At 72.9% G+C, this 24840-nt stretch carries 12 protein-coding genes; 6 read left to right on the top strand and 6 right to left on the bottom strand.

Going from position 1 to position 24840, the window contains the following annotated elements:
- Positions 1-14 precede the first annotated feature (14 nt).
- Positions 15-926 (bottom strand): glutaminase, encoded by a 912-nt coding sequence (locus DEJ47_RS01625; RefSeq protein WP_150175370.1) that lies wholly within the window; start codon positions 924-926, stop codon positions 15-17.
- Positions 927-1112: 186 nt separating this feature from the next.
- Between DEJ47_RS01625 and DEJ47_RS01630 the strand changes: the two genes are divergently transcribed.
- The 5 genes from DEJ47_RS01630 (at position 1113) to purB (ending at position 18345) form a co-directional block, all read left to right on the top strand.
- Positions 1113-2141, top strand: a complete 1029-nt coding sequence (locus DEJ47_RS01630; protein ID WP_317850771.1) for an ArsR/SmtB family transcription factor — start codon at positions 1113-1115, stop codon at positions 2139-2141.
- Between the two features lie 553 nt (positions 2142-2694).
- On the top strand, positions 2695-6651 hold the full coding sequence (locus DEJ47_RS01635) for a non-ribosomal peptide synthetase (RefSeq protein ID WP_223828188.1): 3957 nt from the start codon (positions 2695-2697) through the stop codon (positions 6649-6651).
- The gene (locus DEJ47_RS01640) at positions 6651-15854 is read left to right on the top strand and encodes an AMP-binding protein (protein WP_150164179.1); all 9204 of its coding nucleotides are present in this window, start codon (positions 6651-6653) and stop codon (positions 15852-15854) included. The genes DEJ47_RS01635 and DEJ47_RS01640 overlap by 1 nt, the downstream gene beginning before the upstream one ends.
- A gap of 82 nt (positions 15855-15936) precedes the next feature.
- Positions 15937-16806 carry a TauD/TfdA dioxygenase family protein gene (locus DEJ47_RS01645; RefSeq protein ID WP_150164181.1) on the top strand — a complete coding sequence of 290 codons (870 nt, stop codon included), beginning with the start codon at positions 15937-15939 and terminating at the stop codon, positions 16804-16806.
- Between the two features lie 96 nt (positions 16807-16902).
- The gene (gene purB, locus DEJ47_RS01650) at positions 16903-18345 is read left to right on the top strand and encodes an adenylosuccinate lyase (protein ID WP_150164183.1); all 1443 of its coding nucleotides are present in this window, start codon (positions 16903-16905) and stop codon (positions 18343-18345) included.
- 78 nt (positions 18346-18423) lie between these two features.
- Here purB and DEJ47_RS01655 read toward each other — a convergent pair whose 3' ends face one another.
- The 5 genes from DEJ47_RS01655 to DEJ47_RS01675 all read right to left on the bottom strand — a co-directional run bounded on the left by DEJ47_RS01655 (position 18424) and on the right by DEJ47_RS01675 (position 23559).
- On the bottom strand, positions 18424-19260 hold the full coding sequence (locus DEJ47_RS01655; protein WP_150164185.1) for a SigB/SigF/SigG family RNA polymerase sigma factor: 837 nt from the start codon (positions 19258-19260) through the stop codon (positions 18424-18426).
- Between the two features lie 386 nt (positions 19261-19646).
- Positions 19647-20312: an HAD family hydrolase gene (locus tag DEJ47_RS01660; protein WP_150164187.1), complete on the bottom strand. Its 666-nt coding sequence runs from the start codon at positions 20310-20312 to the stop codon at positions 19647-19649.
- Positions 20313-20368: 56 nt separating this feature from the next.
- The gene (locus DEJ47_RS01665) at positions 20369-21610 is read right to left on the bottom strand and encodes a cytochrome P450 (protein ID WP_150164188.1); all 1242 of its coding nucleotides are present in this window, start codon (positions 21608-21610) and stop codon (positions 20369-20371) included.
- Positions 21611-21735: 125 nt separating this feature from the next.
- The gene (lysA, locus tag DEJ47_RS01670) at positions 21736-23127 is read right to left on the bottom strand and encodes a diaminopimelate decarboxylase (protein WP_150164189.1); all 1392 of its coding nucleotides are present in this window, start codon (positions 23125-23127) and stop codon (positions 21736-21738) included.
- 30 nt (positions 23128-23157) lie between these two features.
- Positions 23158-23559: an SAV_915 family protein gene (locus DEJ47_RS01675; RefSeq protein ID WP_150164191.1), complete on the bottom strand. Its 402-nt coding sequence runs from the start codon at positions 23557-23559 to the stop codon at positions 23158-23160.
- A 354-nt stretch (positions 23560-23913) separates the two neighbouring features.
- Between DEJ47_RS01675 and DEJ47_RS01680 the strand changes: the two genes are divergently transcribed.
- Positions 23914-24702 carry a GNAT family N-acetyltransferase gene (locus DEJ47_RS01680; RefSeq protein ID WP_150164193.1) on the top strand — a complete coding sequence of 263 codons (789 nt, stop codon included), beginning with the start codon at positions 23914-23916 and terminating at the stop codon, positions 24700-24702.
- The last annotated feature ends 138 nt before the right edge of the window (positions 24703-24840 follow it).

Consider the following 24840-nt stretch of genomic DNA (forward strand, 5'->3'; position numbering starts at 1 on the left):
CCAGAATCCGCGGCCTAGAACACCGACCAGCCCGTCACCGTGGTGAAGTGGTCGAGCGCGGCCACGCCGGCCACGGAGTTGCCGTACGAGTCGAGGCTGGGGCTCCATACGCACAGCGTGCAGCGGCCCGGGATCACGGCGACGATGCCGCCGCCGACGCCGCTCTTGCCGGGCAGGCCGACGCGGTAGGCGAAGCTGCCCGCCGCGTCGTACGTACCGCAGGTGAGCATGACCGCGTTGACCTGCTTGGCCTCGCGCGGGGGCAGCAGACGCGTGCCGTCGTTGCGCAGCCCGTGCCGGGCCAGGAAGGCAGCCGAGAGGGCGAGGTCGCGGCAGTTCATGCGGATCGCGCACTGCCGGAAGTAGTGCTCCAGGACCGTGGAGACGGGGTTGTCGAGGTTGCCGTAGCTCGCCATGAAATGGGCGAGGGCGGCGTTGCGGTCGCCGTGCTCGGCCTCGGACGCCGCGACCACCGGGTCGAAGGCGACCTCCGGGTTGCCGCTCTCCGCGCGCAGGAACTCCAGCATGGTCGTGCCCGCGTCCCCGGTGAGGCTCTGCAGTCGGTCCGTGACGACGAGCGCGCCCGCGTTGATGAACGGGTTGCGCGGGATGCCGTTCTCGTACTCCAGCTGGACGAGCGAGTTGAACGGGTTGCCGGACGGTTCCGTGCCGACGCGGTCCCAGATCCGGTCGCCGCCCTCCGCGAGGACGAGCGCGAGGCTGAACGCCTTCGAGATGGACTGGACGGAGAACGGTTCCTGCCAGTCCCCCACGCCGTGCACGTCGCCGTTGACGTCGGCGACCGCGATCCCGAAGCGCTCGGCGTCCACGTCCGCGAGCGCAGGGATGTAGTCGGCGACCTGGCCGCGGCCCACCAGTGGCCGGGCAAAGGCGGCGACTTCTTCGAGAACGGCCTGGTAGTCCACAACCTGAGCTTTCTTCGGGTACGTCGTCATGCACGTCGTGGCGATGGGCACGCCCTGCGCGCTACGACCGTTTCACACTCATCCATACCGCTTCACACCGGAAAGTCGCTGGATACGGGCTATGTCGTCGGCCGCGGGCACAGGATAACGCCTGGCCGGGAAGCGCCCTCGTCCGGGACGTGACGCGTGTCAGAGTCTTCGTGGAGCGTCGACGGCCAACGGGGGGAAGCCATGCTGCGCGTCCACTTCACCGGCAGTGACCTGGCGAACGTACGGCTCGCCCGGCGTCCGGATCCGCTCTGGGAAATCGTGTGCAGCCTCTGCCGCCTGCAGACGCGTGAGGGGGCGCTGGCCTTCGGGCCGTGGCGGCGGATGGTGGGCGGGCGCGTGCGGCAGGGGCGGGCGGCGCGCGACGTGGCGTCGGCGCTGTCCAGTCTGGTGCCGCGCGCGGCGTACTTCCCGGACTTCCTCACCCCGCCCCTGGAAGGCGGCACGCACGGACTGCGGACGGGCATCGACCGGGTACTCGCCACGCCACGGCGCCGGTTGCGCCGCGAGCTGTCGCTGCTGTCGGCGACCGGTGGACGGCCTTGGGCGGGCGCGGAGTTGGCACGCGGTGAGGTGACCGCGCTGGCCGCGCTGGGCGCCAACCTCCGCACGTACCACCGTGAGTTCATGGCGCCGGTCTGGAACCGCGTCGACGCCGCGACGGCCACGGACCGGGCGTGGCGTACGCGCGCCCTGGCGGACGGCGGTACGCGGGCCCTGCTGGACAGTCTGCGGCCGATGGCGGTGTGGGAGCCGCCCGTTCTGACGGTCGACTATCCGGTCGAGCGCGACCTGTTCCTGGAGGGCCGAGGCCTGCTCCTCGTGCCCTCCTACTTCTGCTGGCGGCGCCCCATCACCCTGGCCGACAGCGACCTGCGGCCGGTCCTCATCTACCCGGTCGACAAGGCCCCCTCGCCCCCGGCGGCCTCCCCGACATCCCTGACCCGCCTCCTGGGCCCCACCCGGGCAGCACTCCTCCACGAGACCGCCGCGCTGACCTGCGCCACGACGTCCGAACTGGCCGGCGCGGCAGGGGTGTCGGTGCCGAGCGCCAGCCAGCAACTGGCGGTGTTACGGGAGGGCGGCCTCATCGCGTCCCATCGCGACGGAAAACGCGTCCTGCACGCGGCGACTCCGCTGGGCCGTCGCCTCTTGGGTGACGGTTGAGCATGTACCGCGCGGCGGGCGTGCGGTACACGCTCCCAGGGGCGAGCCGTCAGGTGCGGGCCCGCACGCTGTTCAGCCGGGTCCAGCCGTAGGCGCCGCGAGTGGGGGCTGGTCAGGGGCGAAGGCGCGGGCGGACCTGACCGCAGCAGCATGCGCCGCCGGCCGAGCACGTGACGTGTCGTTTCGGCTCCAGCCTGAACACGCGCTCGGCCTGTGGCCAGGTCGTCGCGGAGCCGGATGCCTGGTGCCCGTGCCCGAAGGGCAGTTCTCGGTGCCCGGGTTGCTGCCCGGTCTGGCCAAACGGGCAGCAATCGGGGCACAGGCGCCCGTTGACACGGTGAAGAACCGGGGCGAATGATGGTGCCTGGCCAGCCACCCTGACCCTCTGACCAGGCCTGACGATGGCTCGCGACGCGATGCGACGGCTTCGACGCCGCACGCGCCGCGCACCCCCTCCACCTCTCCCATCCACGCCACCTGCCCCGCAACGGCGCCGTCGCGCCCGGGCTCTCGTCGGCTTCGATCGTTCACCTCACGGCAGAAGGACCGCTCCTTGACGGCGATACGCACCCCCCACCCCGTGTCCTCCTTCGGCCAGCAGCGCCTGTGGGCACTGGCACAGGCCGAGGGCTCCAACGCCGCGTACAACGAGCAGTTGGACTACCTCATCGAGGGCGACCTGGACCATGTGCTGCTCGCGCGGGCCCTCGACATCGTTGTCGCACGGCACGAGACGCTGCGTACGCGGTTCGTCACGGTGGAGGGCGAGGCGCGACAGGACATCGGCCCGCCAGGGTCCGGGTTCGCGCTGCGTCGGGAGGATCTGTCCGGCCGCCCCGACAGCGGCGAACTCCTCGTCGCCCGGCAGCGCGAGGAGTGCGAGACTCCCTTCGATCTCGGTGCCGGTCCGCTCGCCCGCGGTCAGCTCCTCACGCTCGCGCCGGACCGGCACGCGCTCCTCCTGACGCTGCACCACTCCATTCTCGACGGACTTTCGGTGGGGCTCCTGCTGACGGAGGTCAGCACCGTCTACGCCGCCCTGCTGCGTGGCGAGCCGGACCCGCTGCCGCCGCTGCCCGCGCAGTTCGCCGACCATGCCGCGCGCCAGCACGCGTGGGTCGAGGGCGAGGAGGCCGCATCGCAGGCCGCGTACTGGCGGCAGCAGTTGGCGGACGCCCCCGCGCTGCTCGCGCTCCCGGCCGACCGGCCGCGCCCGCTGCTCCAGGACCACGCCGGTGGCCGCGTCCCGGTCCGCGTCTCCCGCGCGCTCGCGGAAAAGCTGGAGAGCGCGGCACGCGCACAGGACGCAACCCTGTTCACAGCCGTCCTCACGGGCTGGCACATCCTTCTGAGCCTGCTCTCCGGCGAGGCGGACACGGTCGTCGGCATTCCGGTCGCGGGCCGGCACCGGCCGGAGGACGAGCGTCTGATCGGCTTCTTCGCCAACTCCCTCGCGGTGCGAGCGGATCTGTCCGGCGACCCTACGGGTACCGAGGCGCTCCGACGGGTGCGCTCGGTACTGCGCGGGGCGCTCGACCACCAGGAGCTGCCCTTCGAACGGGTCGTGAACGCGGTGAACCCGAAGCGCAGTCTCTCCCACAGCCCGCTGTTCCAGACGATGTTCTCCTGGGGCATCACCTTCCGCGGCTGGCTGCGCCTGCCCGGGGCCCGGGTCGAGGCCATCGACATCCCGCACGCCCCCGCGAAGTTCGATCTCACGCTGATCCTGCACCGCGAGAACGGTGGCGTCGTCGGGCACCTGGACTACGCCCGTGCGCTGTTCGACCACGCCACGGTCGAGCGGTTCGTCCGCTACTTCACACGTGTGCTGGAGCAGTTGGCCCTGCATCCGGAGCGCGAGATCACCGCGTACGCGCTCCTCGACGCCGAGGAGCGCGCCGATCTCCTCGCGGAGGGGCGGGGGCGCGTCACGTCGGGGCCTGTCGTCGGGCCCGTCGAGCGCTTCGCCGAGCAGGTGCGTGTACGGCCGGATGAACCGGCGCTCGTCTGCGACGGTACGCGGCTGACGTACGCCGAACTGGACCGGCGGGCCAACCGGCTCGCGCACGCCCTGCTGGCCCGGGGTGTGCGTCCCGGGCAGGTCGTCGGCCTGCACTGCGGACGCACGGCGGAGTTCGTCGTCGGCATGTGGGGCGTCCTGAAGGCCGGCGCCGCCTACCTGCCGCTGGACCCCGGGCAGCCCCACGGGCGGCTCCTGGCCATCGTCGAGGAGGCCGTGCCCGCCCTGGTGCTCGGCGATGTCGCGGACCCGCCGGGCCCCTGGACGCCGTTGACCGAGGTGGAGGCCGAGGGCAGCCATGACGACGCGCCCTCGCGGCTGCCCACGCCGTCGCAGGTCGCGTACGTCATCTACACGTCGGGGTCGACCGGACGCCCCAAGGGCGTGGCCGCCACCCACGGGAACATCGCCAACCTGCTGGAGAACTGGCTCGCCGCGTACGGCTCCCTGCCCGGCGAGCCCTCCTCGGCGTGGGCCAGCATCGGCTTCGACGCCTCCGTGCACGAACTGTTCCTTCCGCCGACCACCGGCGGCGTACTGCACCTCGTGCCCGAGGAACGGCGGGGCGACCCCGAGGCGCTCCTCGACTGGATGAGGGAGCGCCGGATCGCGCACGCGTGGCTGCCCGCCTCGTACATCACCTGGATCGACGAGGACCCGGGCGCGCGTCTCGAAGGGCTGTCGCTCAAGCAACTGGCCACAGGTGCCGAGCCGTTGCCCGAGCGGGCACTGTGGCGGCTGCGCGAGGCCCTTCCCGGTCTGCGCGTCTGCTACGTCTACGGGCCGACCGAGACCACGGTCTACAGCATCACGCACAACGACCCCCAGGACCTGGACCGGCGCTCCCCCATCGGACGGCCTGTCGACAACACCCGGATCTACCTCCTCGACCGGCGGGGCGAGTTGGTACCCCCTGGGGTGGTCGGCGAGGTGCACATCGGCGGGGCCGGCGTCACCCGGGGCTACCTCCACCGCCCCGACCTCACCGAGGAGCGGTTCCTCGCCGACCCGTTCGTACCCGGCGGCCGGATCTACCGCACGGGCGACCTGGCGCGCCGCCTGCCGGACGGCACCTACGAGTTCGTGGGACGCGCCGACGACCAGGTCAAGCTGCGCGGGTTCCGGATCGAGCCCGGCGAGGTCGCGGCGGCCCTGCGGGAGCTGCCCGGCGTTCAGGAGGCCGTCGTCCTCGCCGACCGGGACGAGGCCGGGGAACTGTGTCTGGTCGCGGGCATCGGACGGGGCGAGGCACCGGAGTCGACCCCCGCGCAATGGCGCGCCGCGCTCGCCGAGCGGCTGCCCGACTACATGATTCCGTCGCTCTTCGCCGAGTTCCCACGGCTGCCGCTGAACCGCAGCGGCAAGCTCGACCGCGGGGAGGTCCTCGAACGCGCCCGCGCGTCGCGGTCCGACCAGGTCAACACCCTGGCCCCACGCGACCGGCTCGAAATGGCGCTGTACCGGATCTGGCGCCGGGTGCTGCTGCACCGCGACATCGGCATCACCGACGACTTCTTCGCGGTGGGCGGTACCTCGCTGTCCGCGATCAAGGTGGCGCACCTGATCCGGGAGGAGTTCGGCCGGACCCTGCCGACCCGTGACGTCCTGCAGTACCCGACCATCGAGCGGCTGGCTGCGCGGCTGCGCGGACAGACGCCGGTGACGCCCGACAACGGGCTCGTCGAGATCAGGGCGGGCCGGGGCGGACGGCGGGTGGTCTGCGTCCACCCGGCGGGCGGCACCGCTTTCTGCTATCTGCCGCTGGCCGGCGCCCTGCCCGACGGCATCCACGTACAGGGGGTCCAGGCCCGCGGCATCGACCCCGGTGAGGAGCCGTTGCGGTCGGTGGAGGAGATGGCGGAGCACTACCTGACGCTGCTGCGGCCTGAGCCGGGCGAACCTCTGGTGATCCTCGGCCTCTCCTTCGGCGGACTCGTCGCGCACGAGATGGGGCGACGGCTCGCGGACGCCGGGCACCGCGAGGTGTCCGTGGTGCTGCTCGACACGCACGGCACGGACGACCCGGCGGAACGCGAACGGTTCGCGCCGGTCGACGCCGCCGAGTTCCGCGACAAGCTCGTCCGCTTCAACGGCATGTACCCCGGCATCGACGACGCCCAGATCGACCGCTACTTCCGCATCTACAACCTCAACCGCGAAGCCGCCGGCGACTATGTGCCGGGGCCCTCGAAGGCCCCGATGCTCCTCGTACAGGCCGCGGAGACAGACGTCGGCGAGGGCGGCGACCCGGAGGCGGCGTGTGCGGCGCAGCGGAGGTTCTGGCAGGACCGTGCCGGTGCGGGGCTCACCGTGGAGGTGGTCGACGGGGGCCACTGGGACGTCCTGGAGGGTGACCGGATCCCGCTCATCGCGGGCCTGGTCGCCGAGCGGCTCACGTCGAACGGCGAGTGCCCGGCGCCCCCTGCCCCCACGAGTGCGACCACTGCTCCGACTGCTCCGACTGCTCCGACTGCTCCGACCGAGGACTGATGCGCACCTCATCCCGTTCCGCCGGCCTGGCCCGCGCGGTGTACGAACAGAGCCTCCGGACCCCCGCGGCCCCCGCCGTCGTCGACGGCGACCGCATCCTGAGCCATGCCACGGTCGACGCGTCGGCCGCCGCCGTGGCGGCCGGTCTGCGAGCCCGCGGGATCGGCTCCGGCGACGCGGTCGCCGTGGGACTCGCCCGGTCGTGGCAACTCGTCTGCGTCATGCTCGGCGTGCTGCGGCTAGGGGCCCGGGTCGTCCCGGCCGACCGGTTGAGCCCCGCCGACCGCGTCGGGCACATCCTCGACGACTCCGGTGCCCGGCTCCTGGTGCACGACGGCACGTTCGGGCACGGCTTGCCGGACCGGGTCACCGCCGTCCTCGCGGACGCGTTGCTCGACGCACCGGTGCACACGACCGACGGCCCGCCGCCCGGCGCCCCCGCATCGGCCTCCTTCACCTTCTACACGTCGGGTACCACAGGACGTCCCAAGGGCGTGGAGGTGCGCGACGCGGGCATTCTGCGCCTGGCCGACCCGGCGTTTCTCCCGGATTCGCGAGGCGCCCGCTTCGCCTGCCTGTCGAACCCCGCCTTCGACGCACTGAGCTTCGAGGTGTGGGTGCCGCTCCTGACCGGCGGCTGCTGCGTCATCCTGGCGGACGAGGACGTGCAGTCCCCGGGGCGTCTCGCCGCGGTGCTGCGACGGGAGCGCGTCCACACGGCGTTCGTCACCACGGCACTGTTCAACGCCGTGGTGGACACGGAGCCCGGCTGCTTCTCCGGCCTCACCGAGCTGCTGGTCGGCGGCGAACAGCTCAACGCCCCGCTCATCCGGCGCTGGTACCGCCACAACGCCGCCCCCGGCAGCCGCACCCGGCTCCACAATGTCTACGGCCCCACTGAGTGCACGACGTTCGCACTGCACCACCCGATCCCGCGGGACTTCGACAGCTCCGTCGTCCCCCTGGGGCGGGCGCTGCCCGGGACCGGTGTGGCGCTGGTCGCGCCGGGCACCACGCAGCCGGCCGTGACCGGTCAGGACGCCGAACTGCTGCTGTCCGGGGCCGGGTTGGCAGCCGGGTACCGCAATCTCCCCGAGGAGACCGACCGCCGTTTCGTGACGCTGTCCGGTGACGACGGCACCCCCACCGCGTACTACCGCACCGGCGACCTGGTGCGACGCTCGGCCGACGGCGACCTGACGTACGTCGGACGCGCCGACCGGCAGGTCAAGGTGCGCGGATTCCGGATCGAGCCCGGAGAGGTGGAGCGCCATGTCGCCGAGCACCCCGCCGTGCGGCAGGTGTATGTCTGCGCCCACCGCGACGGGCGGGGCGGCCCCGCGGAACTGGTCGCCTACCTCGTCGCCGAACCCACTTTGTCCTGGGACGAGTTCGAGGATCACGTGGCCGCGGGACTGCCCGGCTACATGCGCCCGCACCACCTCCACCGCGTCCCCGCCTTGCCGCTCACCGCCAACGGAAAGGTCGACGAGGCTTCGCTCCGTGCGAGCGCCGGAGCACCGTGGCGCCCCGAGGCGGCGAGCCGCCCGGCGCCCGCCGTCCTGGAACCCGCCGACGAACCGCTGCGCGTCGTCCTCGACCTCGCGGGCGAGATCCTGGGCGTGCCGGAGCCGCGTCCCGAGGACCGCTGGATCGCGTGCGGCGGCGACTCGCTGAAGGCTCTGCGCCTGCGCCACGAGATCCGGCGTCGGCTGGCGTGTGAGGTCCCCGCACACCGCGTGCTGCGCGGCGATCTCGCCGATGTCGCGGACGCCGTACGCGAAGCCCTGCGCGACAGTGCGCCCGCCCTGCCGCACGCCACCGCGGCCGGGGCCCTGTCCGGTCCCGCCACCGGCGAACAGGAACGCCTCTGGTTCCTGCAGCAGCGGTCCCCGGACTCACGGGCCTACGACGTCCGGCTGGCCTTCGCCGTCGAGGGGCCGGTGCGCCAGGATGCCCTGCGTACGGCCCTCGCCGCGCTGGTCGCACGCCATCCGGCGCTGCGGACGGGTTTCGCGGCGACGGCCGAGGGGCTGTGGCAGCGGGTGGACGAGCCGTACGACCCCTGGACGGCTGCTCCCGCGGTCGGCGCGGATGTTCTTCGCAGGGACGCCTTCTTCGCCGTGCCGTTCGACCTCGCGGTACCGCGCATGCTGCGAGCCTGCTGGCTGCCGTCACCGGACGGCGGCACACTGCTGCTGCATCTGCATCACATCGCGGTGGACGGCTGGTCGGTCAACGTACTGCTGCGCGACCTGTCGGCCGGGTACGCGGCGGCCGTGGCGGGAGACCCGGTGCGGACCGGTTCCTCCGGGGTTCCCACGCCGCTCGACTTCGCCGACTGGCAGCACAGTTGGCACGCGAGCAGCGCGTACGCGGCGCAGCGCCAGGAGCTGTCGGCTCTCCGCGCCGACGGCTCCGAGAATTCCAGCGGGGGGAATGGGGCGCTTCCACTGCCCCGGCCCGGCCGCGGCCCCGAGGGACGGCTGCTCTGCGACCCGCTCGACGCGGCCGACCGCGCCTCGCTGGACCGGCTCTGCGGCGACCTCGGACTGACTCGCTTCGAGTTGCTCTCCGGTGTCTACACCTGGGCGTTGTACGGCGTGACCGGCCTGACCGGGCTGCGCGTCGCCGCGCCGGTCGCCCACCGGCCCGTGCGGGAGTTCGCGGACAGTGTCGGCATGTTCGCCAACACCGTGCTGCTCCCGCTGTCCGTGGATCCGGGGGCGGCCGTGCGGGAGGAGGTGACGCGCACCGCCTCCGTCGTCCGCGCGGTGATGGAACGTCAGGACGTGGCCCTCACCGACGCGTTGACCGTCGGCCCGCACAACGCCGCGGACGAATCGCCGTTCGACTTCCTCCTCGTACTGGAGAACACCGACTACGACTCCCTCGCGCTGCCCGGCTGTGCCGCGCGTCCGCTGTGGCCCGTGCCCGCCGAGGCCAAGTGTCCGGTGACCCTCACCGTCGTGGAGCGCCTCGACGGTCTGGAGTGCCTCTGGGAGTACGCCGACGACCGCCTCGACGCCGACCAGGCCGCCGCCCTGGCCCGCCTCTTCCGGGAAGGCCTCGCCGCCCTCTCCCGGAACCCGGACACCACACCGGCGGAGCTGGTCGGGCCCTACCGCGACGAGCTGCCCGAGTCCGGCCGGGGTGCCCCCGCCGAACCGACGTGGACCACGGTCGCCGAGGGTTTCGCACGCCAGGCAGCCCGGACCCCGGCCGCGCCGGCCCTGCGCACCGCGACGGACACCGTCGACTATGCGACGCTCGACCGGTACGCCGCGGCGCTCGCCACCGAACTGACCACGGCGCTGCGGCTGCCGGACGCGGACGAGCCCGGCCATGTCGCGCTGTTCCTCGAACCGTCCGTCGAGCACGTGGTCGCGCTCCTCGCGCTGGCCCGGCTGAACCTCACGGCCGTGCCGCTCGACCCGTCCTACCCGCCGGCGCTCCTGCGGCAGGTGCTGGAGCAGACCGACCCGCTGTGCGTGCTCCTCCCACCGGGTGGGAGTGAGGCCTTCGACGGGCTGGAGGCCGGTGACGTACCGCGCACGTATGTCGCGCTGTCCGACGCCGCGGCTGACGGCGACGGACCGCCGCTTCCCGTGCACCGGGCCACACGCCCGCTGTACACCCTGTTCACCTCCGGCTCGACGGGCCGGCCCAAGGGCGTGCGGGTCTTCGACCGTACGTTGAGCAACCTGCTGCACTGGCAGGCCGGCCCCGGCGGTCTGGGTGCTCCCGCGCTGACCCAGCAGTTCTCCATGCTCTCCTTCGACGTCTCCTTCCAGGAGATCTTCGGCACCCTGTGCACCGGCGGCTGCCTGCGGATCGTCGATCCCGCCCTGCGCCGGGACGTCCCCGCGCTGCTGGACCAGTTGGAGTCGGAGGGCATCGAACGGCTCTTCCTGCCGTATGTGGCACTGCAGTTGCTCGCCGAGCATGCCGTGCACCTGGGCCGTTACCCGTCGCGCTTGCGTGACGTGGTGACGGCGGGCGAACAGCTGGTCTGCACCGATGCCGTCCGCGCGTGGTTCGCCGGTATGCCGGGCTCACGGCTGTTCAACCATTACGGGCCGACCGAGACGCATGTCGTCAGCGCCCTCTGCCTGGACGGCGACCCGGCCGACTGGCCGGACCGTCCCGCGATCGGGCACGCGGTGTCCGGCGCGGTGCTGCGCGTCGTCGACGAGGCGGACCTTCCGGCGCCGCCCGGCTGCGTCGGCGAACTGCTCATCGGAGGTGTCACCGACGAGCCCTGCTACCTGGGCGATACACCGCTGAACGAGGAGCGGTTCGTCCGGTTCCCCGGCGACGACGGGCTCTTCTACCGCAGCGGCGACCGCGCACGGTTTGAGCACGACGGGCTGCTGCACTGCGTCGGCCGCGTGGACGACCAGATCAAGCTCAGTGGTCACCGGCTGGAACCGGGCCAGGTCGAGGCGGCGTTGCTGCGGCACGATTCCGTGGTCGCGGCGGTCGTCGCCGTCGACAGAGCCGCGCTGGTCGCCTGCCTGGAGTGCCGCGACCCCGCGCCCACCGCGACGGAGTTGCGGGAACATCTCGCCGGGCTGCTCCCCGGACACGTCCGGGTCGAGCGTTTCCGGCTCCTGGAGCGGCTGCCGCGCACGCCGAGCGGCAAGCTCGACCGGGAGGCCGCGCCCGGCGCGCCGGGGCGTGACCTGGCGGGCGCCACCGGCCGGGACTCCCAGGAGCCGTCCGCTCGGGAGGCGCGTCTGGCCGCCGTGTTCGAGGAAGTCACCGGGCTGCCCATCGCTCCCGACCAGACGTACTTCGCGGCAGGCGCGTCGAGCCTCGGTCTGATGCGCTTCCATCTGCGCTGCACCGCGGGGCTCGGGCTCCGCTTCGCCGTCGCCGACCTCTTCGAGCACGTCACGCCCAGGGAGTTGGCGGGGTTCCTCGACCGTTCGGAGCCGGAGACGGCCGCAGTGCCCGCGACCGCTGCACCGGCGGTGGACGGCCGCATAGCCGTCGTCGGCATGGCCGTCCGCGCGCCCGGCGCACCGGACCTCGCGGCCTTCTGGGACCTGGCCGTCTCCGGGCGCAGCGGCATCGAGCACTTCGACGCGCCGGACGGCCTCGTCGGGGCGCGCAGCCAGCTGGACGGGCCGCTGGACTTCGATCCCGCCCGGTTCGGCATCAGCCGTCACGAGGCACGGCTGATGGACCCGCAGCAGCGCCAGTTGCTCATGACCTGCGTCGAGGCGCTCGCACACGCGGGCATCGCCGATCCCGGCGCTCCCGGCGCGCCGCGCACCGGCCTCATCGCGGGAGCGGGCGAGAACACCTACTTCCGGGCGATGCTCCGGGACACCGATCCCGCCACGCTGCCCGACGACTTCCAGCTGGCCCTCCACCACGAGAAGGACTTCCTCGCCACCAAGGTCGCCTTCCACCTCGGGCTGACCGGACCGGCGCTCGCCGGGCAGACCGCGTGCTCCAGTTCGCTGGTGGCGGTACACCTGGCCGCGTCCCTGCTGCGTCTGGGCGACGCCGACGTGATGCTGGCGGGCGGCGTACTCGTCGACCCGGAGCTGACCGACGGCTACCGCTACCGCCCGCAGCACATCTTCTCCCCCGACGGCCACTGCCGGCCCTTCAGCGACGACGCGGGCGGCACCGTCGGGGGCAGCGGCGCCGGGGTGCTGGTGCTCAAGACGCTCGCCCGCGCGCGCCGCGACGGCGACACCGTCTACGCGGTGATCAGTGGCTCCGCGGTGAACAACGACGGTGCCGCCAAGCTCAGTTACAGCGCGCCGTCCCTGGCGGGGCAGCGCGAGGTGATCCGCAGCGCCCTCGCGCGCAGTGGCCGCACGGGCGCCGACGTGGCGTACGTCGAGGCGCACGGCACCGGCACGCGGCTCGGCGACCCGGTGGAGGCGGGAGCCCTGCGCCAGGCTCTCGGCGTGGACGAGCCGGAGCGTTGCGCACTCAGCTCGCTGAAGAGTCAGATCGGACATCTGGGCGCGGCCGCCGGGGCCGTGGGCCTGATCCGGGCGGTGCTCGCTGTCCACCACGGCCGGATTCCACCCACGCGCGACTTCCGTGCGTTCAACCCGGAGATCGGGCCCGACCCCGCGCCGTTCCACGTACCGACTCGGGCACTGCCCTGGCCCGAGGGCCGGGAACGGGTCGCCGCGGTGAGCAGTTTCGGCATCGGCGGCACCAATGCGCACGTGATCGTGGAGGCGGCCGATCCGTCGACGGATCCGCATCCGCGCGAGGCCGCGGGCTCCGAGGTCGTGCCGCTCGTCGTGCTGTCCGGTGTGACCGAGGCCCAACTCGCCGCGGACGCCGAGCGGGTCGCCGCCCACCTGACCCTCCAACCGGACAGTTACGCCCGTACGCTGCGGCACCTCCAAGCGGGCCGGCCGCAGGGTCCGCTGCGGGCGGCCGCCGTCTGCCGGGACGCGGCCGGCGCCGTCGCCTGGCTGCGCACGGCAGCCGCGACCGCGACACGCCCCGACCCGGATCCCGGGCCCGCCCTGGAGGCCCGGGGCCGCCGGGCGGCGGATCTGGCGGATGCCTGGCTCGGGGGCCGGAACCTCGACTGGCCGGACGGCCCGGCGCAACCGCCGTGGGACTTCCCCGCCCCCGCCTTCGAGCTCGCCCCCTACGACTACCGCCGCACGGATCCCCAACCGCAGGCGCCACGGTCGGCCGCCCCGCGGGCCACGTCCGACACCGTGGCGGTACCGCCTCGGCTGCCCGAGACGGAGTGGCTGCACCAGCCGCAGTGGACTCGGCTGCGGCGCGCCGCGACGAGTACCGCCGTGCCGTGCGGGAGGACGGTCGTCGTCGTGGCCGACGGTCCCGCGGACGGAGCGGTTCCGGTCGCGCTCGCCTCCGGCCACCGCCGCGTGGTGTGGCTCAGGACGGCCGAGCACTTCGCCCGCCGGGAACACGACCTCTTCGAGGCGGACCCGGCCGACCCCGAGCACCTGCGACGCGTCCTGCACGCACTGGCCGATGAGGGCTGCGCGGAGGTCGACTGGCTGCACACGCTGCCCCTCGGCATCGACGGGCCGGTCGGCGACAAAGCGCTCGACCGGGCGGTCTGGGCCTGCCTGGACACCCCGGCCGCTGTCGTCCGCGCTCTCCGGGGCGCACCACGGGAGCTGGCCGTACGGCCATGGTGGCTGTCGTGCGGGGCCCGTCCTGTGCTCGGTGCCGTCACCCGCCCGGAGGCGGCGCTGCTCGCCGGCGTCACCGAGGTCGCGCCGCAGGAGGGCGGCCCCGACGGGCACTGGGTGGACGTCGAGGACCCCGACGGCTGGGCCCCGCAGGTGTCCGCCCTGCTCGCCACGCGGGATGCCGTGCCACCGCGCCATCTCGCGCTGCGCGGGGGCTTCTGGTGGGAAGAGGTGACGTTGCCCGTACGGGGCCGGAGTCCGGAAGCCGCGACGGCCCGCGCGGCCGGCGGCGACCACGTCGTCCTCGGCGGCACCGGCGGCATCGGGACCGCGCTCGCCGCCTGGCTGCTCGAACACACCGAAGGACGTGTGCTGCTGCTGTCCCGGCGGCCCCGGCTGCCCGCTGAGCTGACCCGCTGGGCCGACCGCGTCGACCTCGTCGAGGCGGATCTCGCCGTCACACCGCCGAAGGACGTGGCCGCGCTGGTCGCCACCCGCACGACGGCGCTTGGCTCGGTGGTGCACGCCGCCGGAGCGCCCGCGGGCGGTCTGCTGTCCCGTCGCGAGGCGGGCTCCGCGCACACGGCGCATGCCGCGAAGACGCGCGGCGCGCTGGTGACGGAACTCCTCGTCGAGCAGTTCCGGCCGGACGTCGCGGTCTACTGCTCGTCCATGTCGGCGCAGTTCGGTGGTGTCGGCCAGTACGACTACGCGGCGGCCAACGCGCTCCTCGACGCCTTCGCCCGGTACGACGGTGAGGGGGCGGGCGGGACGGGTGGCACCGCGCGGATCGGCATCGGCTGGGACGTGTGGAGCGAGACCGGCATGGCGTTGCGTGTGCCGGGCGGCGACAGCAGGCATCAGGCGCACCTCGGGGTCGGCCTGACCGTGGCGGAGGGAGTGCGCACCTTCGCGCGGGCGCTCGAACTCCGCCTGCCGCACGTGCTCGTGTCCACCACCGACCCGGAACGGTCACGCGTCTTCTACGCGGGGCCGACGCCCGGCACACCGCGTCAGGCGCAGCACGAGACCACGCCCGTCCGGGAACCCGGCGACCTGCTGGCCGGCTGGGCACGGGCCGCCCTCGATGTCGACGACCTCTCTCCGGACACGTCGCTGTACGACCTCGGGGCCGACTCGCTGACCCTCCTCGATCTGATCGAGACGATCGACCGGCACTTCGGTGTGGAGCTGGACCTGGCCGCCTTCAGTCACCGGGCCAGCCTCACCGAGATCGAAAGGCTCCTGGCCGAGCAGCGGAAAGAACCGGCGGACGGCCGCGAAGTCTCCCTGGAGGTCTGGCAGGAGGGCACCGGCACCGATGTCGTCTGTCTCGTGCACCCGGTCGGCGGAGACGTCCAGTCGTACCGTTCGCTGGTCGCCGCCCTCGACCCGAGCCTGACCGTCGTCCTGATCCCCGACCCCGGCCTGCGGCAGGACGCCTTCGCCGATGCTGCCGACGCCCCCGGGTGGAGCCTGCGCGAACGCGCCCGTCGCTACGCGTCCGCCCTGCGGGCCCGCTTCCCCGAGGACGCGTGGCACCGGCACCTGGCCGGCTGGTCCTTCGGCGCGTGGGTCGCCGCCGAGATGGCGGCCGAAGCCGAGGCCGCCGGGCGCCCGGCCCGCTCACTGCACCTGGTCGATCCGCCGCCGCCCGGCAGCGGCCCGGTCTTCGACGCGTACGACGACACGCAGTTGAGCGCGGTGTTCGCCGCCGAACTCGGTGTCGCCGGGGACGCCCGACCGGGGCGGCAGGCACGCGCGTACGCCGACCGGCTGGCCCGGTGCTGCCGGGCCAACCTGCGCAGCATGGCCTCCCACGAGGTGCCCCGCATCGGTGCGACACCCACCAGGCTCTGGCAGGCCGGGCAACCCTTCCCCGGCCTCCCGGTGCTCGGCAGTCCGGCGGAGCAGCGCGCCCGGTGGCAGTCCCATCTGCCCGTATCCCTGGAGTGGGGCGTGCTGGCCACGGACCACTACGGCGTCGTGCGGGAGCCGCACGCCACGACGGTGGCCGAGGCGATCAACGCCGCACGTCACGCCTGACCGCACCGCACCTGACACCTGACGCCTGACACCTGACCGCACCCCACCTGACATCAGACCCGCCGCGACCCAGGAGGACCCCGTGGAGCAGTACGAGCTGGACGCCCTCGAAGCGATCACGACCAGGAAGCCGAGGGACTACCGGGAGATATCCGTCGCCCCCTTGACTCCGGTCATCGGCGCCGAGGTCTCGGGCGTGGACCTCGGCGAGCTGTCCGACACGCAGCTCGCCGAGGTCAGGACGGCCTTCCTCGACCACCACGTACTGGTCTTCCGCGACCAGGAGATCACCGACGAGGAGCACAAACGTCTCGCCGGGCACTTCGGCGAGCTGCGCCCGGTGAACCCGCCGCCGCCGGAGGGCGACCCGTACGTACTGGAGATCAAGACCAGCTCGGCCGCGGCGAACGTCGCGGGGAACGCCTGGCACGCGGACGGCACCGCGGACGCCGAGCCCTCCCTCGGCTCGATGCTCTACATCACCGAGACCCCGCAGGGCGGGAGCGGCGGCGACACCCTGTTCGCCAACATGCACCTGGCCTACGAGATGCTCTCCCCCACCTGGCGCGGGCTCCTCGACGGGCTGACCGCCGTGCACGACGGCGAGCAGAGCTTCCGGGGCTACACCGTGCCGCCGAACTACGAGATCCCCGTCAACGAACATCCGCTCGTGGTCCGGCACCCCGAGACCGACCGCCCGATCCTCTACGTGAACCCGGCGTACACCTCCCGCATCCCGCAGCTGTCGGAGGACGAGAGCCGCGCGGTGCTCGACATGCTGTTCGCCCTCGTGACGAACCGCCCGCTGCTGACCTGCCGTGTCCGCTGGACCCCGAAGACCCTGGTCTTCTGGGACAACCGGTGCGTGCAGCACCACGCGACGTACGACTACTACCCGCTGTCCCGCTACGGCCGACGCGTCGCGATCAACGGCGGCCCGCTCAAGGGCTGACCGTCGCACCCCGGGCCTCCAGGTGCTCTGACCTGGAGGTTCCTACATACCCGGATGGTTCGGAGCCTGTATGGACGCCCGGTAAACTCCGTGCACGTGACTGCCGCGCCCGCAAAGCCCCGTATCCCGAACGTCCTCGCCGGACGTTATGCCTCCGCCGAGCTCGCCACCCTCTGGTCGCCCGAGCAGAAGGTGAAGCTGGAGCGTCAGCTCTGGCTCGCCGTGCTGCGTGCGCAGAAGGACCTCGGGATCGAGGTTCCCGACGCCGCCATCGCCGACTACGAGCGCGTGCTCGACCAGGTCGACCTGGCCTCGATCGCCGAGCGCGAGAAGGTCACGCGCCACGACGTGAAGGCCCGCATCGAGGAGTTCAACGCCCTCGCCGGGCACGAGCACGTCCACAAGGGCATGACCTCGCGCGACCTGACCGAGAACGTGGAGCAGCTGCAGATCCGGCTCTCCCTGGAGCTGATCCGCTCCCGTACCGTCGCGGTCCTCGCGCGGCTCGGCAAGCTCGCCGGTGAGTACGGCGAGCTGGTCATGGCGGGCCGCTCGCACAACGTCGCCGCACAGGCGACGACGCTGGGCAAGCGCTTCGCGACCGGTGCCGACGAACTCCTCGTCGCCCACCGCCGCCTGGACGAGCTGATCGGCCGCTACCCGCTGCGCGGCATCAAGGGCCCGGTCGGCACCGCGCAGGACATGCTCGACCTGCTCGGGGGTGACGCCGCGAAGCTCGCCGACCTGGAGCAGCGGATCGCCTCGCACCTGGGCTTCGAGTCGGCGTTCACCTCGGTCGGCCAGGTCTACCCGCGCTCGCTCGACTACGACGTCGTGACCGCGCTCGTGCAGGTCGCCGCCGCGCCCTCCTCCATCGCCAAGACGATCCGTCTGATGGCGGGCCACGAGCTGGTCACCGAGGGCTTCAAGCCCGGCCAGGTCGGCTCGTCCGCGATGCCGCACAAGATGAACACCCGCTCCTGCGAGCGCGTCAACGGCCTCACCGTCATCCTGCGCGGCTACGCGTCGATGACCGGTGAGCTGGCGGGCGACCAGTGGAACGAGGGTGACGTCTCCTGCTCCGTCGTACGACGGGTCGCCCTGCCCGACGCGTTCTTCGCGCTCGACGGTCTCCTGGAGACCTTCCTGACCGTGCTCGACGAGTTCGGCGCCTTCCCGGCGGTCGTGGCCCGTGAGCTCGACCGCTACCTCCCCTTCCTCGCCACCACCAAGGTCCTGATGGCCTCGGTGCGCGCGGGTGTCGGCCGTGAGGAGGCGCACGAGGCCATCAAGGAGAACGCGGTCGCCTCCGCGCTCGCCATGCGCGAGCAGGGCGCCGAGCGCAACGAACTGCTCGACAAGCTGGCCGCCGACTCCCGCATCCCGCTGGACCGCGCGCAGCTCGACGAGCTCATGGCCGACAAGCTGTCGTTCACCGGCGCCGCGAGCGACCAGGTCGCCACGGTCGTCGGCCAGATCGAGGCCCTCCTCAAGGAGCACCCCGAGGCCGCGGCCTATACCCCCGGCGCGATCCTGTAGCGGCGCTCCGCAACGGCACCTCGGCCCGCCCACCGATTCCCGGTGGGCGGGCCGAGCCGTGTCGCGGGCGGGCCGGGGTCAGGCCGCGCGGGCGGCAGGGCGCACGTCGCCGGCCTCGGCGCGCACCCGGGCGCAGCTGGTGCTGATCAGACGCGAGACGTGCATCTGCGAGATGCCGAGCTTCTCCGCGATGCGGCTCTGCGTCATGTCTTCGAAGAAGCGCAGGTAGAGGATGGTCCGCTCGCGTTCCGGCAGCTTCCGCAGGCCCCGTTTGGCCGCCTCCCGGTCGGTGACGACGTCGAACGCGGCGTCGGGTGCCCCGAGCGTGTCGGCGAGGCTGAAGCCGTCGGGGTCGGCGGACGAGATCTCGGCGTCGAGCGACAGGGCGCTGTAGCCCTCCATGGCCTGCATGCCGTCCTTCACCTCGTCCTCCGTGAGACCCGCGTGCGCGGCGATGTCGGCGATGGACGGCTCGGGGCCGCTGCCCGGCAGGTCGCGGAGCTCGCGCCGGGCGACACGGACCTTGTTGCGCAGGTCCTGGACGCGGCGGGGGACGCGCACGTCCCACATGCGGTCACGGAAGTGCCTGCGCAGTTCACCGGTGATGGTGGGCACGGCGTAGCTCTCGAAGGCGCCGCGGCCGGGCTCGTACCGGTTGACGGCCTTGACCAGGCCCATCGCGGCGACCTGCCGCAGGTCTTCGAGGCTCTCGCCCTTGTTCCGGTAGCGGGCGGCGAGACGGTGGGCCATGGGCAGCCACGCCTCGACGATCTCCGCGCACAGGACCTCCCGCTCCGGTCCGTCGTCGAGAGCGGCGAGCCGTGCGAACTCAGCGGTGGTGTCGGGTGCGTCATGGTGCGAGTGCCGGGCCGCGGTGCGGCGGCGGGCGGAGTATTCATTGAGGTTCGTCGGCATCAGTTCGCTCCTCAGCGGTGCGTCAACAAGGACCGCGAGGAGACGGGGCACCCGGCACAGGGCATCCACCGGGAGCAAACACACCGCTCCCCGCAAACGCGCCTCCAGTCCGAAGCACGACGTTCGCCTGCCCCTGCGATTAACCACCAAACAGGTGTCCCCACATGGATGTGGAGAACGGACCGTGAGCCCGACTGCGGGATTCCGTATGTGCGTTCGTGACTTCGCTCGATTCGTGGGAGCCCTGCATGTACCGGCGAGCGCGGGGCACACGGGACGCGGGGTGCGCGGCGTCGGAACGGCCACCGGACCCACGCATCGCCGACCGGCCGCATTGGGGTGCGGCCGGTCGGCCCTCCTCTTCCCCGGCTCTCCTGCCGGGTGGCTCACTGCTTGCCGGTGAGCACCTCGCCGTCCAGGTGCTCGAGCATGTCGGCCGGGTCCGCGAAGACGGCCGAGGCGCCCGCCTCTTCGAGGTCGCCTCTGGGAATGCCTCCGCAGAGGAGCGCGACGCCGCGGACGCCGGCGCGGGACGCCGCCTGCATGTCCCACACGGTGTCGCCCACGAACAGGGCCTCCTCCGGGGGGCATTCGGCGATTTCCAGGGCGTGGTGGACGGGGTCGGGAGCCGGTTTGCCCGAGGACACGTCGTCTGCGCTGGCGACCCCCGCGATGACGTCGTCGGCGTCGATGGCCCGGCGCAGCGCCCCGAGCTCCTCGCCGCCCGCCGAGGTCGCGAGGACGATGCGCCAGCCGCGGTCGTCGAGTGCGTGGAGGAGGTCGCGGGCTCCGTTCAGTGCGGGCAGCCGCTCGAAGTACGTGCCGTACAGCGTCTTGTGCGCGGCGCTGATCCTGTCGTCCTGGTCGCGGTCACGGTCCTCGCCGAGGAGCCGGGCGATGAGGTCGGTCGAGCCGAGGCCGACGGCCCGGTGGATGTCGTGCATCGCGACCTGTTGCCCCGCTTGGCGGAACGCTTCCCACCAGGTGGTCACGTGCAGGTGATTGGTGTCGGTGAGTGTTCCGTCCACGTCGAACAGCGCCGCTCGCGCCATGCTTCGCGCCTTTCCGTCTTCGGGCAGGTGTTGCCGGTTGATTTCAGCCGATCGGCTCAGCGCACTCCGGTGATGACGAAGCCGCTGCGGGGCCTGGTCGGCATGCGGTGCAGGGTGATGCGCAGGTCCTGCTGGGGGACGTCGTAGTCGAGTCGCGCGAGGTGCGGGAGCAGGGTGCTGAGGACGGCGAGGGTGACGTCCTCGCCCGGACAGCGGTGCCCCTGGGAGACCTCGCCGCCGCCCTGGGGGACGAGTTCGTCGCGGCCGGGCTCGCGGCCGTCGAACCGGTCGGGGTCGAAGACGTACGGCGAGTTCCACAGTTCCGGGTCGTGGTTCTGTCCGTAGAGGTCGAGGAGGACCATGGTGCCCTCGGGAATCGGCTCGCCGTGCCACTCGATGTCGGCGGGGGCGAGACCGGCGACGAACGGCGCGAACGGGTAGAAGCGCCGTACCTCGTGGGCGAACGCGCGCGCATGGCCCTCGTCCTGACCGGCGAGGCGCTCCCGCAGCGCAGGATTGCGGTGCAGGGCGTGCGCGCCGAACACCGTGTACCAGGTGACGGCGACGGTGGGCCGCAGGATGTTGAGGACCTCCACGGCGGCCGTACGCGGATCGAGCAGCTCGCCGTCGGCGTCCCGGTGGAAGGCGACGGCCGCCACCACGGACGGAGGCTGCCCGTCCCCGTCGGACGCCTCTCCCCCCGTCGCGCGGAGGTCCTCGACCAGGCGGGCGAGTCGGCCTTCCTGACGCTGCCGGGCGCGCCGGGCCTTCCAGTGCCGGGGTCCCTCGGTGGCGAAGCCGTCGACCATGGCCACGAGGTCCTGGGCGGTGCGGCGCGCTTCGTCCTCGGGGTGCTCGGGCAGCGGGACGCCCGCCCAGGCGCACACGGCCCGTGTGATGAGAAGGCTCACCTCGTCGAACAGCGTGACCTGCGAGCGGCCCGCCCACTCCTTGGCCGACCGCTCCCACTCCTGCTCGACGTGGCGTGCGAGGCCCGCGACGCCGTCCGTGTCCTTGAGGACCGTCACGAAGAGCGCCTTGCGCTGCCGGTGCTCGTCGCCGTCGAGCGTGTGCACCGCGCCCTTGCCGAAGAGCGTGCTCAGCACGGGCTCGGGCAGGGCCGTGCGGCGGCGGACGTGGTCCTCGTCGTAGAAGAACCCGACGGCCGCGGGTCCGCGCAGGGCGACGACCGGTTTGCCGAGCAGCCGGGTGCGGACGGGTCCCGGCCCGTTGCGGCGGGTCAGGTCGGGGAGCCACGCGTAGCCCTTCGTGAGCAGCTGCAGCGTGTTGTCCAGCATGCGGTCCTCCTCGGTGTAAAGGACGCAGGCCGCAGGAGCCGACGTACGACGGGATCCTCGTGGCCTGCCGATCATGGCTCACGGGTTCCCCGGCTTTACCTCCGCGAATCAGGGCGAAAGGTTCTTCAGAGACCGATGTCGCGGCTCCTGAAGTCCTCCAGCGACTCCCTGCGGACCAGCAACCGGGCGTGTCCGTCGGACACGGCGACCACGGGCGGGCGGCCGACGAGGTTGTAGCCGGAGGCCATCGACAGGTGGTACGCCCCGGCGACGGGGACGCCGAGCAGGTCGCCGGGCCGCACGTCGCCGGGGAGCGCGACGTCCGAGGCGAGGATGTCGCCGGCCTCGCAGTGCCGGCCGACGACGGTGACCGCGGCGGGTTCGGCCGTGGAGCGGCGCCCGAGGAGCCGGGGCAGGTAGCGCACGCCGTACAGGGCGGGGCGCGGGTTGTCGCTCATGCCGCCGTCGACGGCGACGAAGGTCCGCCCGCCGGTGCGCTTGACCGCGAGGACCCGGTAGAGCGCCACGCCGGCGGGGCCCGCGATCGCGCGTCCCGGCTCCACGGTCAGGCGGGGCACCGGCAGGTCCGCCGCCGCACAGCTCCCCACCAGTTCTGCCCGCACCCTGCGGGCGAGCGCGGCGATGTCGAGGGCCTCCTCGCCGGGCCGGTACGCGATGCCGTGCCCGCCTCCGAGGTCCAGTTCGGGCAGGGCGAGCCCGTGCTGGTCCTTGATGCGGGCCATGAGGCCGACCAGGCGGCGCACGGCGGCGAGGTACGGCTTCTCGGTGGTGATCTGTGAGCCGAGGTGACAGTGCAGGCCCACCAGGTCGAGGGTGGGCTGGCCGAGGATGCGGGCGACGGCGTGCTGGGCGGAGCCGTCCGCGAGCGAGAGGCCGAACTTCTGGTCGTCGGTGCCGGTTCGGATCTTGGCGTGCCCGCCCGCCGCGATGCCGGGCACCACCCGCACCATCACCTTCTGGCGGCTGCCCGGCGGTACTGCGGCGGCGAGCCGGGCGATCTCGGATGCGCTGTCGATGACGATCCGGCCCACGCCGAGCCGGAGGGCCGCGGCGAGGTCGTGCGGGCTCTTCGCGTTGCCGTGCAGCACGATGCGGTCCGCGGGAAAGCCCGTGGTGACGGCGAGTTCGAGTTCCCCCGCGGAGCACACGTCGAGGCCGAGGCCCTCCTCCTCCACCCAGTGCGCCATGGCACGGCACAGGAACGCCTTGGCGGCGTAGAGGACGTCGGCGTCGGGGAAGGCACGGCGGTACGCGCGGCAGCGGGCACGTACGTCGGCCTCGTCGATGAGGTAGGCGGGGGTGCCGAAGCGCTCCGCGATGTCGGTGAGCGGGACACCTCCGACGGTGAGGTCGCCGTGGGTGGGTTGGGTGGTGGTCGTGGGCCAGACGGAGAGGTCGGTGTCGGACGGCCCCGTGGAGGCGGGGGCGGGCGCGGCGGGGGCCGGGGGCGCGGCAGCGGCGTCGGTCGGGAGCGGGGGTACGCGCAGTGTGGTCATGGCAGCTTCTCTCTTCGCCTTGTCTCGTCCTCAGCCGTTCCGCGTGGTCAGGGCCCCCACCAGGGGCCCGGTCGTACCGGGGGCGCGTGAGGCGCCTGCGGGGCGCGGGCCCGGGTCCCGTGGGACGGTCGTGCGGGGCGGGCCGACGGGGTGGGCGGCGAGCCTCGGGTCGACGGTGACCTCGCTGACGCCGAGCGGCTCGGCGAGGGAACGGAGTGCCCGTTCGGAGAGCCTGATCCACGGCTGCCGGGGGCCGAGAGCCGCGCTCAGGAGCCGGGGGGTCGTGAAGGCGACGGCTGTGCGGCCGCCGACGGGCGTGCGGAACAGGCGGGCCACGCAGCCCGCGGGTCCCGGCCGGACGGGGACGAACAGCGGTCCGGCCGGGCCGGGTTCGCAGGGCTCGGGGTCCTCGGCGTACAGGAGCTCGGCCATGGATTCCTCCAGGAGAGACGTCTGGGCAGACGGCAGGGACGAAACAGGCACCGCGGGCCCGGTCGGAACCCGACGGCATACGGTGACGTTATGCCCGACACCGGGTGTCAACCGACCCCCCATGACGCGACGTTGACGCGACCGCGCCGACCTCTGACGCGAAGCCTGCGCCGGAGGCCGTCCCGCCGTCAGGGAGGCGTCGATTCCGCAGATGCGCTCTTGAGCGAGCGGGCCGCGACCAGTTGGATGTCGGACGGAACGGGAACCCGGCGTCCAGGCAGCCGACCGCCGGTCACGGCCCTGCCGACCGGTGCGCCCCGTTCACTCGAAGGTCTCACTCCGGAGGAGCGTCCGATGATGCAGCTTCCCCCGCACCACCTGCCCGCCGTGCCGCGCTGGTTCGTGCCCGGCTCCCCCGGCCCCGCCTCCCTCCCCGAGCACGTCACGACCACCGGCGTCGGGCACTGGTGGGCCGACCGCGCCCTCGATCCGCGGGCCGTCGCGGTCTCCTGCGCGGGTCATGTGCTGCTGCGCGGCGACCCGGGCAGTGTCGCGCCCGATCTGCTCGCGCCGTTCGCCCGCAGCCATGTCGAGGCCCCCGCGCGCTTCCTGCCGGTGCTCGGCGCCGCCTTCGACCGTCTCGTGCCGGCCGAGCGCATGGTGTACGTCCACCGCGAGCCGGTGCCTCCGCCGCGACCGCCGCGGGGCGTGACCGTACGCCGCCTGACGGCCTCCGACGCGCCCGCGCTCGCCGCGCTCTCCCCCGACTCGTCGTGGATCCACGACAGTTGGGGCGGCCCCGAAGGACTCGCGGCCTCCGGGCACGCCTGGGCGGCGGTGGACCGGGGCGGCCGGGTCGCCGCCGTGGCCTGCAGCTACTTCACCGGACAGACGTACGAGGACGTGGCCGTGCTGACCGCCCCCGAACGACGTCGCGAGCGCCTCGCCCTCGCCTGTGTCACCGCCCTGTGCGCGGACGTCGCCGCGCGCGGTCGCACGGCGAGCTGGTCGTGCAGCCGTGACAACCGCCCCAGCCGTCTGCTGGCCTGGACGGCGGGGTTCCGGCTGCACCGGGAGTACGTGCAGTACGTCACGGGGAAGGCGCTCGCGCCGCCCCGGACCTCCACCGACGTCCCGGCATGATGCGCGACTGCCGCGATATCTGCCGCCATGCCCGACTTGGCGCCCGGCTCGATGCCTCCGGCCGGTAATAGCCCTCTGCTCGTTTGAGATCAAGAGCCATCGGAAGAGGGCAAGGTCACAGCCCTTCATGGCACCCCG

It is taken from the genome of Streptomyces venezuelae, assembly GCF_008642355.1.
GTDB lineage: Bacteria > Actinomycetota > Actinomycetes > Streptomycetales > Streptomycetaceae > Streptomyces > Streptomyces venezuelae_B.

Coding starts and splice junctions, on each gene's coding strand:
- DEJ47_RS01680 (WP_150164193.1), top strand. CDS start 23,914: ATGATGCAGCTTCCCCCGCACCACCTGCCCGCCGTGCCGCGCTGGTTC.
- DEJ47_RS01660 (WP_150164187.1), bottom strand. CDS start 20,312: ATGGCGCGAGCGGCGCTGTTCGACGTGGACGGAACACTCACCGACACC.
- DEJ47_RS01665 (WP_150164188.1), bottom strand. CDS start 21,610: ATGCTGGACAACACGCTGCAGCTGCTCACGAAGGGCTACGCGTGGCTC.
- DEJ47_RS01640 (WP_150164179.1), top strand. CDS start 6,651: ATGCGCACCTCATCCCGTTCCGCCGGCCTGGCCCGCGCGGTGTACGAA.
- lysA (WP_150164189.1), bottom strand. CDS start 23,127: ATGACCACACTGCGCGTACCCCCGCTCCCGACCGACGCCGCTGCCGCG.
- DEJ47_RS01655 (WP_150164185.1), bottom strand. CDS start 19,260: ATGCCGACGAACCTCAATGAATACTCCGCCCGCCGCCGCACCGCGGCC.
- DEJ47_RS01675 (WP_150164191.1), bottom strand. CDS start 23,559: ATGGCCGAGCTCCTGTACGCCGAGGACCCCGAGCCCTGCGAACCCGGC.